The organism is Pseudomonas sp. GB2N2, from assembly GCF_054897705.1.
The window spans coordinates 3,405,083-3,420,561 of record NZ_CM142701.1; the positions used below are offsets into that span (position 1 = coordinate 3,405,083).

At 57.1% G+C, this 15,479-nt stretch carries 16 protein-coding genes, 1 tRNA gene and 1 pseudogene; 4 read left to right on the forward strand and 14 right to left on the reverse strand.

Annotated elements, in window-relative coordinates; all coding sequences use genetic code 11:
• Nucleotides 1-32 precede the first annotated feature (32 nt).
• The 3 genes from iscR to trmJ form a co-directional block, all read right to left on the reverse strand.
• Complete coding sequence (gene iscR / locus ACYZT4_RS15800; protein ID WP_461981112.1) at nucleotides 33-524, reverse strand: Fe-S cluster assembly transcriptional regulator IscR; 492 nt, start codon at nucleotides 522-524, stop codon at nucleotides 33-35.
• 237 nt (nucleotides 525-761) lie between these two features.
• Nucleotides 762-1,538, reverse strand: coding sequence for a serine O-acetyltransferase (gene cysE / locus ACYZT4_RS15805; RefSeq protein ID WP_461988699.1), 777 nt, complete (start codon nucleotides 1,536-1,538; stop codon nucleotides 762-764).
• A gap of 2 nt (nucleotides 1,539-1,540) precedes the next feature.
• On the reverse strand, nucleotides 1,541-2,311 hold the full coding sequence (gene trmJ, locus ACYZT4_RS15810) for a tRNA (cytosine(32)/uridine(32)-2'-O)-methyltransferase TrmJ (protein WP_461981114.1): 771 nt from the start codon (nucleotides 2,309-2,311) through the stop codon (nucleotides 1,541-1,543).
• Nucleotides 2,312-2,457: 146 nt separating this feature from the next.
• On the opposite strand from trmJ, the gene suhB reads away from it, so the two are divergent.
• Nucleotides 2,458-3,276 carry a type III secretion system regulator SuhB gene (gene suhB, locus ACYZT4_RS15815; RefSeq protein ID WP_461981116.1) on the forward strand — a complete coding sequence of 273 codons (819 nt, stop codon included), beginning with the start codon at nucleotides 2,458-2,460 and terminating at the stop codon, nucleotides 3,274-3,276.
• 54 nt (nucleotides 3,277-3,330) lie between these two features.
• Here suhB and ACYZT4_RS15820 read toward each other — a convergent pair whose 3' ends face one another.
• From ACYZT4_RS15820 to queA, 6 genes are all read right to left on the reverse strand, one after another.
• On the reverse strand, nucleotides 3,331-3,879 hold the full coding sequence (locus ACYZT4_RS15820; protein WP_461981118.1) for a glycine zipper 2TM domain-containing protein: 549 nt from the start codon (nucleotides 3,877-3,879) through the stop codon (nucleotides 3,331-3,333).
• A 120-nt stretch (nucleotides 3,880-3,999) separates the two neighbouring features.
• Nucleotides 4,000-4,914, reverse strand: a complete 915-nt coding sequence (secF, locus tag ACYZT4_RS15825; protein ID WP_461981120.1) for a protein translocase subunit SecF — start codon at nucleotides 4,912-4,914, stop codon at nucleotides 4,000-4,002.
• Between the two features lie 9 nt (nucleotides 4,915-4,923).
• The gene (secD, locus tag ACYZT4_RS15830; RefSeq protein ID WP_461981122.1) at nucleotides 4,924-6,792 is read right to left on the reverse strand and encodes a protein translocase subunit SecD; all 1,869 of its coding nucleotides are present in this window, start codon (nucleotides 6,790-6,792) and stop codon (nucleotides 4,924-4,926) included.
• Between the two features lie 63 nt (nucleotides 6,793-6,855).
• A complete protein-coding gene (gene yajC, locus ACYZT4_RS15835) occupies nucleotides 6,856-7,194 on the reverse strand; it encodes a preprotein translocase subunit YajC (protein WP_461981124.1) in 339 nt (112 codons plus the stop codon).
• Nucleotides 7,195-7,237: 43 nt separating this feature from the next.
• A complete protein-coding gene (gene tgt / locus ACYZT4_RS15840; protein ID WP_283184523.1) occupies nucleotides 7,238-8,353 on the reverse strand; it encodes a tRNA guanosine(34) transglycosylase Tgt in 1,116 nt (371 codons plus the stop codon).
• Nucleotides 8,354-8,367: 14 nt separating this feature from the next.
• Nucleotides 8,368-9,417, reverse strand: coding sequence for a tRNA preQ1(34) S-adenosylmethionine ribosyltransferase-isomerase QueA (queA, locus tag ACYZT4_RS15845; RefSeq protein ID WP_461981126.1), 1,050 nt, complete (start codon nucleotides 9,415-9,417; stop codon nucleotides 8,368-8,370).
• 107 nt (nucleotides 9,418-9,524) lie between these two features.
• Here queA and ACYZT4_RS15850 point away from each other — a divergent pair.
• Nucleotides 9,525-9,609 (forward strand) — tRNA-Leu (locus tag ACYZT4_RS15850).
• Nucleotides 9,610-9,774: 165 nt separating this feature from the next.
• Nucleotides 9,775-10,104, forward strand: coding sequence for a hypothetical protein (locus ACYZT4_RS15855; RefSeq protein ID WP_461981128.1), 330 nt, complete (start codon nucleotides 9,775-9,777; stop codon nucleotides 10,102-10,104).
• Nucleotides 10,105-10,274: 170 nt separating this feature from the next.
• On the opposite strand, the gene ACYZT4_RS15860 is transcribed toward ACYZT4_RS15855, so the two are convergent.
• The 3 genes and pseudogenes from ACYZT4_RS15860 to ACYZT4_RS15870 form a co-directional block, all read right to left on the reverse strand.
• Nucleotides 10,275-11,159 (reverse strand): RHS repeat-associated core domain-containing protein, encoded by an 885-nt coding sequence (locus tag ACYZT4_RS15860; protein WP_461981130.1) that lies wholly within the window; start codon nucleotides 11,157-11,159, stop codon nucleotides 10,275-10,277.
• A gap of 190 nt (nucleotides 11,160-11,349) precedes the next feature.
• Nucleotides 11,350-11,847 carry a DUF4411 family protein gene (locus ACYZT4_RS15865; RefSeq protein ID WP_461981132.1) on the reverse strand — a complete coding sequence of 166 codons (498 nt, stop codon included), beginning with the start codon at nucleotides 11,845-11,847 and terminating at the stop codon, nucleotides 11,350-11,352.
• Nucleotides 11,844-12,979: pseudogene (locus tag ACYZT4_RS15870) on the reverse strand (ImmA/IrrE family metallo-endopeptidase). Before ACYZT4_RS15870 ends, ACYZT4_RS15865 begins: the two are co-directional and overlap by 4 nt.
• A gap of 724 nt (nucleotides 12,980-13,703) precedes the next feature.
• On the opposite strand from ACYZT4_RS15870, the gene ACYZT4_RS15875 reads away from it, so the two are divergent.
• On the forward strand, nucleotides 13,704-14,015 hold the full coding sequence (locus ACYZT4_RS15875) for a DUF3077 domain-containing protein (protein ID WP_461981134.1): 312 nt from the start codon (nucleotides 13,704-13,706) through the stop codon (nucleotides 14,013-14,015).
• Between the two features lie 261 nt (nucleotides 14,016-14,276).
• Here the strand turns inward: ACYZT4_RS15875 and ACYZT4_RS15880 are convergent, their stop codons facing one another.
• Together ACYZT4_RS15880 and ACYZT4_RS15885 are read right to left on the reverse strand one after the other, a co-directional pair.
• Nucleotides 14,277-14,645, reverse strand: coding sequence for a PH domain-containing protein (locus ACYZT4_RS15880; RefSeq protein ID WP_461981136.1), 369 nt, complete (start codon nucleotides 14,643-14,645; stop codon nucleotides 14,277-14,279).
• A 35-nt stretch (nucleotides 14,646-14,680) separates the two neighbouring features.
• Nucleotides 14,681-15,430 (reverse strand): hypothetical protein, encoded by a 750-nt coding sequence (locus ACYZT4_RS15885; protein WP_461981138.1) that lies wholly within the window; start codon nucleotides 15,428-15,430, stop codon nucleotides 14,681-14,683.
• Between the last annotated feature and the right edge of the window lie 49 nt (nucleotides 15,431-15,479).

The window sequence follows — 15,479 nt, forward strand, 5'->3', positions numbered from 1 at the left end:
GGCTGGCTGGCACGCCGTAAGCTCTTTGGCTGTTATTCGACGGCGGACGCTTCAATCTTGTCCAGGCGCGGCGTCTTGCTGTTGCAACGACGCTGGTCCTGACGCTGGGCTACTTCTTGTACCTCACGGCGAGTGACAAGATCAGCCAAGCTGATACCGCTCAGAAATTCGTGGATCTGCAGGCTCAAGTCGCACCACAAGTGGTGCGTCAGGCAGGTGTCGCCTTGATGGCAATCGCCCTGGCCCTGGCACTTGGTGGCATCGACCGATTCGTTTACCGCATCGATCACCTGGGCGACCTGAATGCCCTGCATCTCGCGGGACAGCTGGTAGCCGCCGCCGGGACCACGGACGCTGGACACCAGATTGCTGCGGCGCAATTTGGCGAAAAGCTGTTCGAGGTAGGACAGGGAGATGCCTTGGCGCTCGGAAATATCGGCAAGAGACACCGGCCCGTGCTGCGCGTGCAACGCCAGGTCGAGCATGGCGGTCACGGCGTATCGGCCTTTTGTAGTCAGTCGCATGGACAATTACCACGGAGTTCGGAATGGGGCGAGTATGCAATTCCCGAGTATTTAAGTCAACTATAAGACCTAGTACGTTAGTCGGGTTTACCTGCAAAAGAGCGGCAGCATCATAGCAAAGGCTGGGCGGGTACAGCCAGCAGTAGCGAGTTATCGTTCATCGCGAGCAGGCTCACTCCTACATTTGAAATGCGTTCCCTTTAGGAGTGAGCCTGCTCGCGAAGGGGCCAACTCGGTCTAGCCGGCCTGACTCTGATCCTTGTCCTTTACACACGCGAAGTCTTCTTCACGCAGCTCAGGCAGATCTTTCGCACAGTAATTACTGCCCAGTTCCGTCAATGCCCCGCACATCCCTTCCAAACGCCCATCGACTGCCTGCAAATGATCCAGCAACTGGTTAATGGCGCGCGCCACCGGGTCGGGCATGTCTTCGCCAACACCATAGGCATCAAAACCGATTTTCTCGGCCATGGCCTTGCGCTTGGCGTCCTGCTCCTCATCCGACTTGACGATGATCCGCCCGGGAATCCCGACAACCGTCGCCCCCGCCGGTACAGCCTTGGTCACCACGGCATTGGAACCCACCTTGGCCCCCGCACCCACAGTGAACGGGCCGAGCACCTTGGCGCCCGCGCCCACCACCACGCCATCTTCCAGCGTCGGATGGCGCTTGCCTTTATTCCAGCTGGTGCCGCCCAGGGTCACGCCCTGATACAGGGTAACGTCATTGCCAATCTCGGCGGTTTCACCGATGACGATGCCCATGCCATGATCAATAAAGAAGCGACGACCGACCTTCGCCCCCGGATGAATCTCAATCCCGGTCAACCAGCGACCGAAATTCGACACCAGCCGCGCCAGCCATTTCAGCTCGGAGCGCCACAACGCCGCCGACAGCCGATGGATCCAGATGGCGTGCATGCCGGGGTAGCAGGTCAGGACTTCAAAAGCGTTACGCGCCGCCGGGTCACGATGGAAAACACTCTGGATATCTTCACGCAAACGCTCGAACATCATTAATCCTTCCGCTTAAGAAGCTCGCCACGGGCCGCTTTCTGGGTTTCCGTGAGGATGCCACGCAATATATTCATTTCCGCACGGCTGACCGAGCTTCGTCCGTACAACCGACGCAGGCGCGCCATCAAGTGCCGTGGTTTTTCCGGATCAAGGAATTCGATGGCCACCAGGGTTTGCTCCAGGTGTTCATAAAATCGTTCCAGCTCATCCATGGTCGCCAGCTCAGCGCTTTTGACGGAGGCCACTTCTTCCTTCTCGACCTTGCTCGGCTGGCCTTGGGCCGCGAGCCAGGACATGCGCACTTCATAGCTCAACACCTGCACCGCCGCCCCGAGGTTCAGCGAACTGAACTCGGGGTCTGATGGGATGTGCACGTGATAATGACATCGCTGCAGCTCTTCATTGGTCAGGCCGGAATCTTCACGACCAAAGACCAAAGCGATTTCGGCGCCCTGCCCCGCTTCCTCGACCACTTTCGTCCCGCATTCGCGGGGATCGAGCAGCGGCCAGGGAATCCGGCGATCACGGGCGCTGGTGCCGAGCACCAGATTGCAGCCGACCAAGGCATCTTCCAGGGTGGCGACGACTTGTGCGTTTTCAAGGATGTCCCCGGCGCCGGAGGCACGCGCATCGGCCTCGTGGTGCGGGAACAACCGTGGTTCGACCAGCACCAGCCGCGTCAGGCCCATGTTCTTCATGGCACGCGCAGCTCCGCCGATATTGCCGGGGTGGCTGGTATTGACCAGGACGACACGAATGTTATGCAGCACGGGAGGCGCTCTCGAACACAGAAATAGGGAGCCGAATCTTACAGCGCATCCTACCGTTAAGCCATGAAAGCGAACACCGTCCTTCACCTGTAGAAAAGTTCTGATAGAATGCCCGGCTTTCTTTAACAACCTTAGGTGACACATCCATGCAGCCCATGCTGAATATCGCGCTGCGCGCCGCCCGCAGCGCCAGTGAATTGATCTTCCGCTCCATCGAGCGCCTGGATACCATCAAGGTCGACGAAAAAGACGCCAAGGATTACGTATCCGAGGTGGACCGCGCCGCTGAACAGAAAATCATCGACGCGCTGCGCAAGGCTTACCCGAACCACTCGATCATGGGTGAAGAGACCGGCATGCACGCCGGCACCGGGATCGAAGGCGAAGAATACCTGTGGATCATCGATCCGCTGGACGGCACCACCAACTTCCTGCGCGGCATTCCTCACTTCGCTGTCAGCATCGCTTGCAAATACCGCGGTCGCCTGGAACACGCTGTTGTTCTGGACCCGGTTCGCCAGGAAGAATTCACCGCCAGCCGTGGTCGTGGCGCTCAACTGAACGGTCGTCGCCTGCGCGTCAGCGGTCGCACCAGCCTGGACGGCGCCCTGCTCGGCACTGGCTTCCCGTTCCGTGACAGCCAGATGGACAACCTCGACAACTACCTGGGCATGTTCCGCGCCCTGGTGGGCCAGACCGCCGGCATCCGCCGCGCTGGCGCCGCGAGCCTGGACCTGGCCTACGTGGCTGCCGGCCGTTTCGACGCTTTCTGGGAGTCGGGCCTGTCCGAGTGGGACATGGCAGCAGGCGCGCTGCTGATCCAGGAAGCGGGCGGCTTGGTGAGCGACTTCACCGGCGGTCACGATTTCCTTGAGAAAGGCCACATCGTTGCCGGTAACACAAAGTGCTTCAAAGCAGTGCTGACGGCGATCCAGCCGCACCTGCCGGCGTCGCTGAAACGCTAAGCGAGCGCCCACAAAAAAGCACCCTTCGGGGTGCTTTTTTTATACCAGAACTGCTTACTGCCCCGGCTGAGCCTGGGACAGAACCAGCTTGCCTTCCTTGTCGACCGGAATCTGGTTACCCGGATCACGATCCATCCGCACTTTGCCTTCCTTGCCGTCCAGCGAATAACGAACGTCGTACCCTACAACCTTGTCGCTGATGTCATTCACTGTGTTACAGCGAGTCTGCGTCGTGGTGTAGGTGTCGCGGTTCTGCATGCCTTCCTGAACCTTGTTACCGGCGTAACCACCACCGACCGCACCGGCCACCGTGGCAATCTTCTTGCCGGTGCCACCACCGATCTGGTTACCCAGCAAACCACCGGCTACCGCACCGATGGCGGTGCCGAGGATCTGGTGTTGATCTTTGACCGGCGCCTGCCGGGTTACTGCAACGTCCTTGCACACTTCACGTGGCGTCTTGATTTGTGTCTTGACCGGGTCAACGGCTAGCACTTGCGCATACTCAGGGCCGCTTTTAACCAGGCTGTAGGTGGCAACAGCACCCCCGGCAGTGACACCGACAGCACCCAATACCGCACCAACCAGCAACGACTTGTTCACATGAACCTCCTGACCTTCACATGCGGGACAGGCCCGCGCTTCTCCCAGCCTTGGAGCATAAAAAAAGGCGCGAGTTCAACTCGCGCCTTTTTAGGCTGACAGGCGGGAAAGCGATGGCCGTTATGGACGGTCGTCGACTTCCTTCTCGGTCGCCGCAGGAGGAATCAGATCCTCGCTGTTCAGGTTCAGCCAGATCAGCACCACGTTCGCGATGTAGATCGACGAGTAAGTACCCGCCAGAACACCGATGAACAGCGCGATGGAGAAGCCGAACAGGTTGTCGCCACCAAAGAACAACAGTGCCGCAATCGCCAACAATGTGGAGATCGAAGTCGCCATGGTCCGCAGCAGGGTTTGCGTGGTCGAGATATTGATGTTCTCGATCAGGTTGGCCTTGCGCAGCACACGGAAGTTCTCACGAACCCGGTCGAATACCACGATGGTGTCGTTGAGCGAGTAACCGATGATCGCCAGCACCGCCGCCAGTACCGTCAGGTCGAAGGTGATCTGGAAGAACGACAGGATACCGATGGTCACGATCACGTCGTGGATCAGCGAAACAATCGCACCGACCGCGAACTTCCACTGAAAGCGGAAGGCCAGGTAGATCAGGATGCCACCCAGCGCCATCAGCATGCCGAGGCCGCCCTGGTCGCGCAGCTCTTCACCGACCTGCGGGCCAACGAACTCGACGCGCTTGACCGTCGCCGGGTTGTCGCCGCCGACTTTCAGCAGCGCTTCAGCCACTTGATGCCCCAACTGCGGGTCTTCCCCCGGCATGCGCACCAGCAAATCGGTGGTTGCGCCGAAGCTCTGCACGATGGCTTCGTGATAACCCGAAACGACCAGTTGCTCACGCACCTTGGTGACATCAGCCGGACGCTCGTAGGTCAGCTCGATGAGCGTACCGCCGGTGAAGTCCAGGCCCCAGTTCATGCCCTTGGTGGCAACACTGAACAGTGCCAGTGCAGTAAGGAACAATGTGACGCCGAACGCGAAGTTGCGAACGCCCATGAAGTTGATTGTACGTAACATGGCAGCCCCTTAAATCCACAACTTCTTGAAGTCACGACCGCCGAAGATCAGGTTGACCATCGCGCGGGTCACCATGATGGCCGTGAACATCGAGGTAAAGATCCCGAGGGACATGGTCACTGCAAAGCCTTTGACCGGGCCGGTGCCCATCGCAAAGAGAATCCCGCCGACCAGCAATGTGGTCAGGTTGGCGTCGAGAATCGCAGTAAATGCCCGGCCGAAGCCTTCGTTGATTGCCCGTTGTACGGTCATGCCCGCCGCGATCTCTTCACGAATCCGCGAGAAGATCAGCACGTTGGCGTCGACCGCCATACCCATGGTCAAAACGATACCGGCGATACCCGGCAGGGTCAGCGTTGCACCCAGCAGCGACATCAGGGCCAGCAGCAGCACCATGTTCACGCCCAGCGCGACGGTAGCGATGATGCCGAAGAAGCGATAGATGGCGATGATGAACAGCGAGACAAACAGCATGCCCCACAGCGACGCATCGATACCTTTGGTGATGTTGTCCGCACCCAGGCTCGGGCCAATAGTGCGCTCTTCAGCGAAGTACATCGGCGCAGCCAGACCACCGGCACGCAACAGCAGCGCCAGTTCAGACGACTCGCCCTGACCGTTCAGGCCCGTGATGCGGAATTGAGCACCCAGCGGCGACTGGATGGTCGCCAGGCTGATGATCTTCTTCTCTTCTTTGAAGGTTTGAATCGGCACGTCTTTCTCGACGCCGTTAACCACTTGCTTGACGTAAGTGGTCACCGGACGCTGCTCGATGAAGATCACCGCCATGCTGCGGCCGACGTTCGAACGGGTCGCACGGCTCATCAGCTCGCCACCGTGGCCATCCAGACGGATGTTCACTTCTGGCGTGCCGTGCTCGCCGAAGCCAGCCTTGGCGTCAGTCACCTGGTCGCCAGTGATGATCAGGCCACGCTCGATCTGCGCCGGCGGACGCTTGCCTTCACGGAACTCGAAGGATTCGGAAGTGGCTTTCGAAGCGCCAGGCTCAGCCGCCAAGCGAAATTCAAGGTTGGCCGTCTTGCCGAGGATACGCTTGGCTTCTGCGGTGTCCTGCACGCCCGGCAGCTCAACCACGATGCGGTTGGCGCCCTGACGCTGGACGATCGGTTCGGCAACACCCAGCTCGTTGACGCGGTTACGCACCGTGGTCAAGTTCTGCTTGATGGAGTATTCACGGATTTCCGCCAGCTTGGCCGGGGTCATCGCCAGACGCAGTACCGCCTGACCATTGAGGTCGGCCGGAACAATGTCGAAATCGTTGAAGCTCTTGCGGATCAGTGCGCGGGCCTGTTCACGGGAAGCTTCATCAGAGAAGCCCAACTGAATGGCACCGTTGAGTTGCGGCAGGCTGCGATAACGCAGTTTCTCTTTGCGCAACAGGCTTTTCACATCGCCTTCGTAAACTTTCAAGCGTGCGTCGAGGGCTTTGTCCATGTCCACTTCGAGCAGGAAGTGCACACCACCGGACAAGTCCAGACCCAGCTTCATCGGGTGCGCGCCGAGGCTGCGCAGCCATTGCGGGGTGGTTTGCGCCAGGTTCAGTGCAACGACGTAGTCATCACCCAATGCCTTGCGTACGACGTCTTTGGCCGGCAACTGGTCTTCAGCCTTGGTCAGGCGAATCAGGCCGCCCTTGCCGTTGGCCGCCAGCGTGGCCGCCTTGACGTTGATCCCGGACTCTTTGAGCGCAACGCTCACACGGTCCAGATCAGCCTGATTGACCAGCAGCGCAGTGCTCGCACCGCTGACCTGAATGGCCGGGTCATCAGGATATAGATTGGGAGCGGAATAAATCAGACCGACCGCCAGCACCGCCAGGATCAGAATGTATTTCCACAGAGGGTATTTGTTCAGCATCACGCCGCCCGCTTATGACGCGGGGCGCCTTGCGCGCCCCGTCGATTGAGTAGAAGTTGAAACTTAGATCGCTTTCAGCGTGCCTTTTGGCAGCGTGGCGGCAATGGCGCCCTTCTGGAACTTCATTTCGACGGTGTCGGAAACTTCCAGAACCACGAAATCGTCGGCTACTTTAGTGATCTTGCCGGCGATGCCGCCAGTGGTCACAACTTCGTCGCCTTTGGCCAGGCTGCCCAGCAGGTTTTTCTGCTCTTTGGCGCGCTTGGCCTGTGGACGCCAGATCATCAGGTAGAAGATGACCAGGAAGCCGACCAGGAAAATCCACTCAAAACCACCGCCCATCGGGCCGGCAGCAGCAGGTGCAGCGGCGTCAGCCATGGCATTAGAGATAAAAAAGCTCATTTAGCACTCCAGTTGCAAATGTTGAATCTTGGGGTCAGAAAACTCAGTCCAAAGGCGGAACAGGTAACCCGCGTTTGGCGTAGAAGGCATCGACAAAGGCGGCCAATGTACCCTGTTGAATAGCCTCGCGCAAACCAGCCATAAGCACTTGATAATGACGCAAGTTATGGATGGTATTGAGCATGCTCCCGAGCATTTCGCCGCACTTGTCCAGGTGATGCAGATAAGCGCGGGAGAAGTTCTGGCAGGTATAGCAATCGCAGGTCGGATCGAGCGGCGAATCATCATGGCGATGGAACGCGTTTCGGATCTTCAGCACGCCGGTATCGATGAACAGATGCCCATTGCGGGCATTACGGGTTGGCATCACGCAATCGAACATGTCCACACCGCGGCGCACACCCTCAACCAGATCTTCCGGTTTGCCAACGCCCATAAGGTAACGAGGTTTGTCCGCCGGCATCTGACCCGGCAGGTAATCCAGCACCTTGATCATTTCGTGCTTCGGCTCGCCCACCGACAGACCGCCAATGGCCAAGCCATCAAAGCCGATGTTGTCGAGGCCTTCCAGCGAGCGCATGCGCAGATCCTGGTGCATACCGCCCTGCACGATGCCGAACAGCGCCGCCGTGTTGTCGCCATGGGCTTCTTTCGAGCGCTTGGCCCAACGCAGCGACAGCTCCATGGAAATTCGCGCGACATCTTCGTCCGCCGGGTACGGCGTGCATTCGTCGAAAATCATCACGATGTCCGAGCCCAGGTCACGCTGGACCTGCATCGACTCTTCCGGGCCCATGAACACCTTGGCGCCGTCGACCGGAGAAGCGAAGGTCACGCCCTCCTCCTTGATCTTGCGCATCGCGCCCAGGCTGAACACCTGAAAACCGCCGGAGTCTGTAAGAATCGGGCCTTTCCACTGCATGAAATCGTGCAGGTCGCCGTGCTTCTTGATCACTTCCGTGCCCGGACGCAGCCACAAGTGAAAGGTGTTGCCCAGAATGATTTCTGCGCCGGTCGCGGTGATGTCCCGCGGCAGCATGCCCTTCACAGTGCCGTAAGTACCGACCGGCATGAAAGCCGGGGTCTCGACGGTACCGCGCGGGAAGGTCAAACGACCGCGACGAGCCTTGCCGTCAGTAGCAAGCAACTCAAACGACATACGACTTTGGCGACTCATTCTTTGTCCTCAGGGCCACGTGGCGCGGGATTACGGGTGATAAACATCGCATCACCGTAGCTGAAAAAGCGGTATTGATGCTCCACGGCGGCTTTATAGGCGGCCATGGCTTCGGGATAACCGGCGAACGCCGAAACCAGCATCAACAGCGTGGATTCGGGCAAATGGAAATTGGTGACCAAGGCATCTACCACATGAAACGGCCGGCCCGGGTAGATAAAGATGTCGGTGTCGCCACTGAACGGCTTGAGCACGCCATCGCGCGCGGCACTTTCCAGCGAACGCACGCTGGTGGTCCCCACCGCCACCACGCGCCCACCGCGAGCGCGGCACGCGGCCACGGCATCGACCACGTCCTGGCCGACTTCCAGCCATTCGCTGTGCATGTGATGGTCTTCGATCTTCTCGACCCGCACCGGCTGGAACGTGCCCGCGCCGACGTGCAAGGTCACGAACGCGGTCTCGACGCCCTTGGCCGCAATCGCGTCCAGCAGCGGCTGATCGAAATGCAGCCCCGCCGTCGGCGCCGCCACCGCGCCCAGGCGCTCGGCGTACACCGTCTGATAACGCTCGCGGTCCGCGCCTTCATCCGGGCGGTCTATATAAGGAGGCAACGGCATGTGCCCGACGCGGTCGAGCAGCGGCAACACCTCTTCGGCAAACCCCAGCTCGAACAACGCATCGTGGCGCGCCAGCATCTCGGCCTCGCCCCCGCCATCGATCAGGATCTTCGAACCCGGCTTCGGCGACTTGCTGGACCGCACATGGGCCAGCACGCGATGGCTGTCCAGTACCCGCTCCACCAGGATTTCCAGCTTGCCGCCGGAAGCCTTCTGGCCAAACAGTCGCGCCGGAATCACCCGGGTATTGTTGAACACCATCAAATCGCCCGGGCGCAAATGCTCGAGCAAATCAGTGAATTGACGGTGTGCCAGGGCGCCGCTGACCCCATCAAGGGTCAACAGGCGACTGTTGCGACGCTCGGCCAGAGGGTGGCGAGCAATCAGCGAATCAGGGAGTTCGAAAGTAAAGTCAGCAACGCGCATGATGGGGTTCGTCTAGCAGGGCCCGGAAGTCTAGCGGAAATAGTAAAAATTCTCCATGTACCTGATTGACCAACGGTTATCTCATCTCTATACTTCGCCGCCATTGAGCCCTGATGGCGGAATTGGTAGACGCGGCGGATTCAAAATCCGTTTTCGCAAGAAGTGGGAGTTCGAGTCTCCCTCGGGGCACCAAAATTAAGAAAGGTCTTGCTTTGCAAGGCCTTTTTTTTCGCCTGTAGAAAAGCGCCTGACACCCCGCCTACCTGTGTAGGAGCTGCCGAAGGCTGCGATCTTTTGATCCTGCTTTCCAACGCCACAACCCGAAACCGCTCGGCTAACGATTCAAGGATTCACAAAATGGAATTGCCTCTGGAAACCGTTGCCCTTTTCGCGCTCAAGCTGGCTTATGAGAAGGAAGATTCAAGTCCGATTCTGCGGGACGATCCGATCATGAGCGATTACGAGCGGGAGGTATTTGGCTTGCTGGTGCGCCGGGGTGATGTCGAGGGTATTCAGTTTAGAGTGGCGCACTGCGTAGGTTTGGCGCTGGACGCTATAGGCGGGGCGGATACGCCGCTAGGGCGAGAGCTGCAACGGTTGTCAGCTGATTTCGGCAGTGCACGGACGATGGAGCAGCTTGATGGGCCGCTCATTGCGCTCAGGGATTACCTGAAAGATATTCAGTGAATGATCGGGTTAGGGAAAGTTTAGTAACCCTTTACACCTATTAGCTAGTGGCTAGTGGCTAGTGGCTAGTGGCTTGGCTGATACGAAGACATATCTGTCCACTTTTCAATTAACTTGGATTGGATATACACAACACTACTTTCTCGTCATCCATCTTGAGTGAATGGCTGTCATGACCTACGAATGACACTACTAGCGGTTGCGCTTAATTCGGAACCCTCTGAAAAAATGTCCTCATATCGAGGCGGGAGGTCATTCACTCTTCGGTCGCTGAGTAGATGATATCTTTGCGAGCTGATTAAAGGCATTTCGCGATGATGAAATCTATCAACTGCTTCTAGAAAACTTTCCACCTCACTAAATGGACGATCAGTTAAAATTTTTCTACCCCTCCATCTAAGCTCAGTATATACACTGGTATTTCTCTGGACTGACTTTCTGAACCTAGCAGTAAGCTCCAGTGATTGGTCCAAGGTATTTAATGGGGGTGACGGATTTTTAAAAGCATACATATCGTTCTGTGCGGCAAGGGCCGCCCCTTCAACAGCACTATCCAACAAATAAGTTTCTCTACTGACATTTTGCGCTTTCGCCAGTTGTTGTATTTTCTGTCGTCCTCCCAAACGATCTCTAGTCACATACAGCGCATGCTGCGCACGATAACTTAGTGGTTTTCCTCTGCCCGCCGACATTGTTTCTATGAGATTTTTTATGAATCCGCGCCCCGTCGGATCTCTCCTATTAATAGGATCCCCTTCACAGTAAGCGTACGCATTCAACCCACCCTTTCCAAACGGGCTCCAACTATCCGAACTGTTAAACCGCATTAGTATCGGATTGAACTGCCGATAGCCATTCCCCAAATGATAATGCCCAGTCAGCAGGTCCGGCAGTTCACCGCTAAATCCGACCAACCCGAGCAAACCACTTTCAAAGGAGCGATGGCCATACGATGTGTAAGCGATGGAATTTGACTGATCCGCGTCAAGGGCGTTCAAGACTGAGCGCTGTTGATCTGCTGCCAAAAGGATGATTTTGCGTAAAGGCGAAGGCATTAGCTTTCTCCTGCAACCGGAAAAACCCTAGATTAGCCAGCTTTCCTGCCATTGCCCACTATCAGAACTGTTAGGTGCTACAAAAAATGGGGACGAAAAAATGGGGACGGATTTATTTTCGGTTTATTAATAAGTTTGTCACCCTTCTTTGGCTGCGTACCCGCTAGTGAGGAAAAGCGACAGACCGGATTTAAGCAAGCAACACAAACCTTGCTTCAAGCCTGTGCAGCAACCCAAACGTATTTAAAAAAGGAACGTTTAGCTGCTCACAAATATTCGAGATGATGAATTTACGTTTAGCGTCGCGATTCAGTACTTCATGAGACACTAAAGTCGCGCCTGTCGTCATAGCCTTTGCAATTAACCAAGGGTCTGCACCTGCTAAAAACTCTTCCATGGCGCCTGTCTTCATTCTCGGCGCCTGATCTGCCACGAGCCCTGCCATTTGCACGAATGCTTCTTGCATAGCGTCATCGTTGGTGATGTGGAAAAACCCAGAGTTCTGCTTCGCCCAATCAGCCAGTTCGTCATTCCCTTTGGTTAACTCATCCATTACGGGGGCGATACTGGATAAGGCCAACGCTTCATTTTTCAGCAACAACCACTGCCAAAAGCCAGGACAGATTGCCATCCCGTAATAGCGATTCTTTGCTTCGATCAGCGTGTTAGCGTCGAGCAGATGATTCATCCCGTGATCCTGCTGGCGAGGGTCCTTAATTTGGCAGGTTGCACGCCGAGCAAATGCCCCGCATCGCGCAGCAGCATCCGGCCACTCATTGCTTCAGTCAGCACCGCCTTGCTCAGACGACGACTTTTTTTCGCGGTGGCGTTGCGGTAATAGTCACCCGCTCCGCCTTCTTTATCCTGAAAGACCTTGAGGGTCATTCGATAGTAAGCGCTGTATTGGGACTGGCTTATATAACCAAGATCCAATGCGCGGTGACCGATCGCCAATTTACTGATGTGAAATCGAGTAGCCAGCGGAGCCAAGTTTTCCTCCCAGTTAACTTCGACGTTCCACAGTGCACGGAGTTTGGCTTCGGGAGCCAGAAACTCGCCTGCAACTGCATTGCAGAATTGTTCCTCGTCTCGGCCATTCGCGGTGTTCCCGTCGGACACACCGCTGCTGCCAATCCAGATATGGGCCAGTTCGTGGAGCAACGTGAACAGCCGGGCGGTGGGGGCGTCGGAGCTGTTGACGAAGACAACGGGGGCGTAGCATTACTGATGGCAAAACCCCGAAACTCGCTGACTTCGAGTTTTCGATGAGTGTTCCCTAGAGCAATGCCACTGCGCATGACCAGAATGCCCGCCGCTTCTGCCGCCTCGATCAAGGATCGGATGTACTTGTCGTAATCCAATCGAGCAGCGTCGGGGTTCACGCCGAGGGTTCGGCGGATGTCGTCCACGACCTCGCCGACTTGAGATCGGCTATTGAAGCGACCGACAAATGCCAACGGCTGATGCTCTTGGTTTTGCAGATATTCCAGGTACCAATCCTGTTTGCGTATGGAGTCCCTGACGGTGTCGAGCAATTCCAGGCTGGGACGTTGAGGCGCAATTCCGCCGACAGTCCGCAGATCAGGTAAAGGTAGTTGTTCGACGGGAGGCTGCTGTAGAAACAGGAAGCCAAAAGGAATGTGAGCGAGACTCGCCCACTTTTGCGCCTGAAGGAATGTTGGCTTGGCCTCGCCGGCCTCCCATTCCTGTACTCGATCAGGTTTTACCGGCAGCTTTTTAGCAACCTGCGCAGTGGAGAGACCGGCGCGCTCACGAGACCAGGTAAGCAGGCTTGGGTTGACTAAGGCAGCTTGGCTCATAGGGTCGCAGGCGATTCAGACAAGGTAGGCAAACGTTCGTGAGCATCCCTTGCAGATGCAGGCGACTCGTGCGGGCTCCAGTTGTCTGGCATTGCCTTTCTCCTTGGCGATTAAAAATCTGGTGGCAGCGGCTACAGATTAGTAGAGAAGCAGAGCCACCGACATGATCGAGCCGGTGGCAGGGCGCGATTATGGGGTGAAGTCGCAAGGACCCGAAGCGCAAAAATGTAACCCCAGACGGATGGCGCCACATTGTTTCAGTGCATTTCTCGAAGGTATCACGATCAGCCGCTGCGCCTTTATCCACCGAGTCAGCGCGGTGATTGGGCAGGTTATTACCAAGCGATTTCGAAGGTTGCAGGAACGAGGTCTCCACGATACCCTCCCACCGTCGCTGCCAAATCAGCGACCGGGTGTGAGAGCCCGAAACAATCAAGGCGCAAAGCGCCCCAAAACCTGTCGTGGCGTTTTTTTTCGTCTGCGATAAGGCTTTATGGCGGCTGTGCGTGGGAGACCTTCGGGTCTACCGGTTGCCTTGATTGCCGGTTTCTCACCCCGCGCACGGCTGTCACCCAAGCCCGTGAGAAGGCTCGTGACAGCTCCTCAAATCAAGGACGTTGATCATGACCAGAATAAATCCGTACAAAATTTGGCTTTCCCCTCTACGCATTTTCCAATCGCGTAACGCCCTCCCCCATTGCCTCTCCATCCTCGGAAGTGGCCAATGACCACTCAACCCGAACTCACAACCATCGGCCTCACGCCCGCCATCTACTGCGGCGATCAAGCGCTGTTCCATGTCTCGCGTAACGTGCCCGTCGGCAATGCGTTGGCCATGGCTTCTGATTTTCTGTTTCTAGCGAAGAAGCTGACCAAGGAGGCGGCTTATGCCAAGGACTCGGATTACCACGCCTGGGCCGCGCATTATTTGACGGCGATGAGTAAGGCGGTGGTGGATGATGTGGCGAAGGCGGTGACGCGGGATCGGGATAATGAGTTGGCGAATAAGCGGGCGGAAGGGCAGGCAGAGGGGTAGCGGGCGACAGGCCCGAATCGAGTTTGGCCATTGACGCACCTGTAGGAGCGAGCTTGCTCGCGAAGATAGCGGCCATTCAGCGGGATGGGTGTTTGGTTTGAGTTTTTCGCGAGCAGGCTCGCTCCTACAGGGGTTGTGATTGGGTGCGGGGTTTTGTGGTGGTTGGGCTGGCGCTATCGCCGGCAAGCCGGCTCCCACAGGGGTCGCGGTGGGTTGATGAGCAATGTTGGCCCCGGGGTTCGGGGCCTTTGGGTGCTGGGGTCAGAGCACGTGCTGGGAAATCAGTTTCGAGATTTCTACCATCGATGTCCGCCCGGTGAATTCGAACTTCACTTTGCCCAGCGACGAGAAGTAGATCTCCAGTTCCGAGTCCAGGTCGAAGGTGCCGGAGGTTTCTACCGAGTACGCGACGATGTTTTTGTAGGGCAGTGAGGTGAAGTCTTTTTTGCTGCCGGTGATGCCCTGGACGTTGACGGCGATGATGCGTTTGTTGGTGAAGACGACGCCGTCGCGCATGGATTTGTACGAGTCGATGACGTGCTCGCCTTCCAGCAGCAGTGCGCTGACGCGTTCGGCGTATTCTTCGTTCTGCTTGAGTTTGAAGAAGCCTTTGTTGTTGAAGTCGATCATCTGTCCATCCTCCGTTCGAAGAAAATCCCTGCGGGTTACTTCAGCGCTTTTACGACTCGAATGTTGATGGGGAATTCATCCTGTCCGGGCAGTTTCTTCCATCCCACGTACTGAAAAACCTCCTCGTCATCAATGTAGTCGCCCCACTCCACGGCTTTGCCGCCCAGCACGGCGACGTTCCGGTTAATGGCGCAGCTGCCATCCGAAGGGCCGACGGTATAGATCACATACGGTTCGACGTATTTCGCGGCGCGGAAATGGCGGCCGCAACCCGAATCGACTTTGATCATCAAAGTCTTCAGGTTCGCTTCGCCATCCAGCTCGGCGTGCTGGTCGAGTGCCCCGATTTCGCCGACATCGCTGAAGCCCAGAGAGCGAGCACGCTTGTATTCCGAGGAGTTCAGGTGATCGGTCTGGACTTGCTGGAAATGCTGATCGGCCTCCTCGCCGGTTTGAATACGGCCCTTGATTGCGATCTCGTTCGCTTGGGGAACGACGCTTTCACAGCGGGCGAATTCGGGGGAGCCGAGGCTGCCCGGGGCGAGGTTCTCGCGATGTACCGTAATGGTCCGCAAATAACTGTCGAGCGTGGGCAAAGCTTCCTTGGGCGTCTTGCGCCCGCTCTGCACCTCGGTCACTGCCCGCAGTATTTGCTGGCAATCGGAGAGGTAGGTCTTTTTGGCGTATTCCGGGGATTCATCCCATTCGGCGGCGAGCGCCGGGGTCATCACGACGGCGAAAGTGATTGCGCAGAACATCCGCGAAGATCGAGCAACAATTAGCATGTGTAGTCCGTTACAAAGAGGCAAAAAGTGGCGCGACGCTACTATTTTG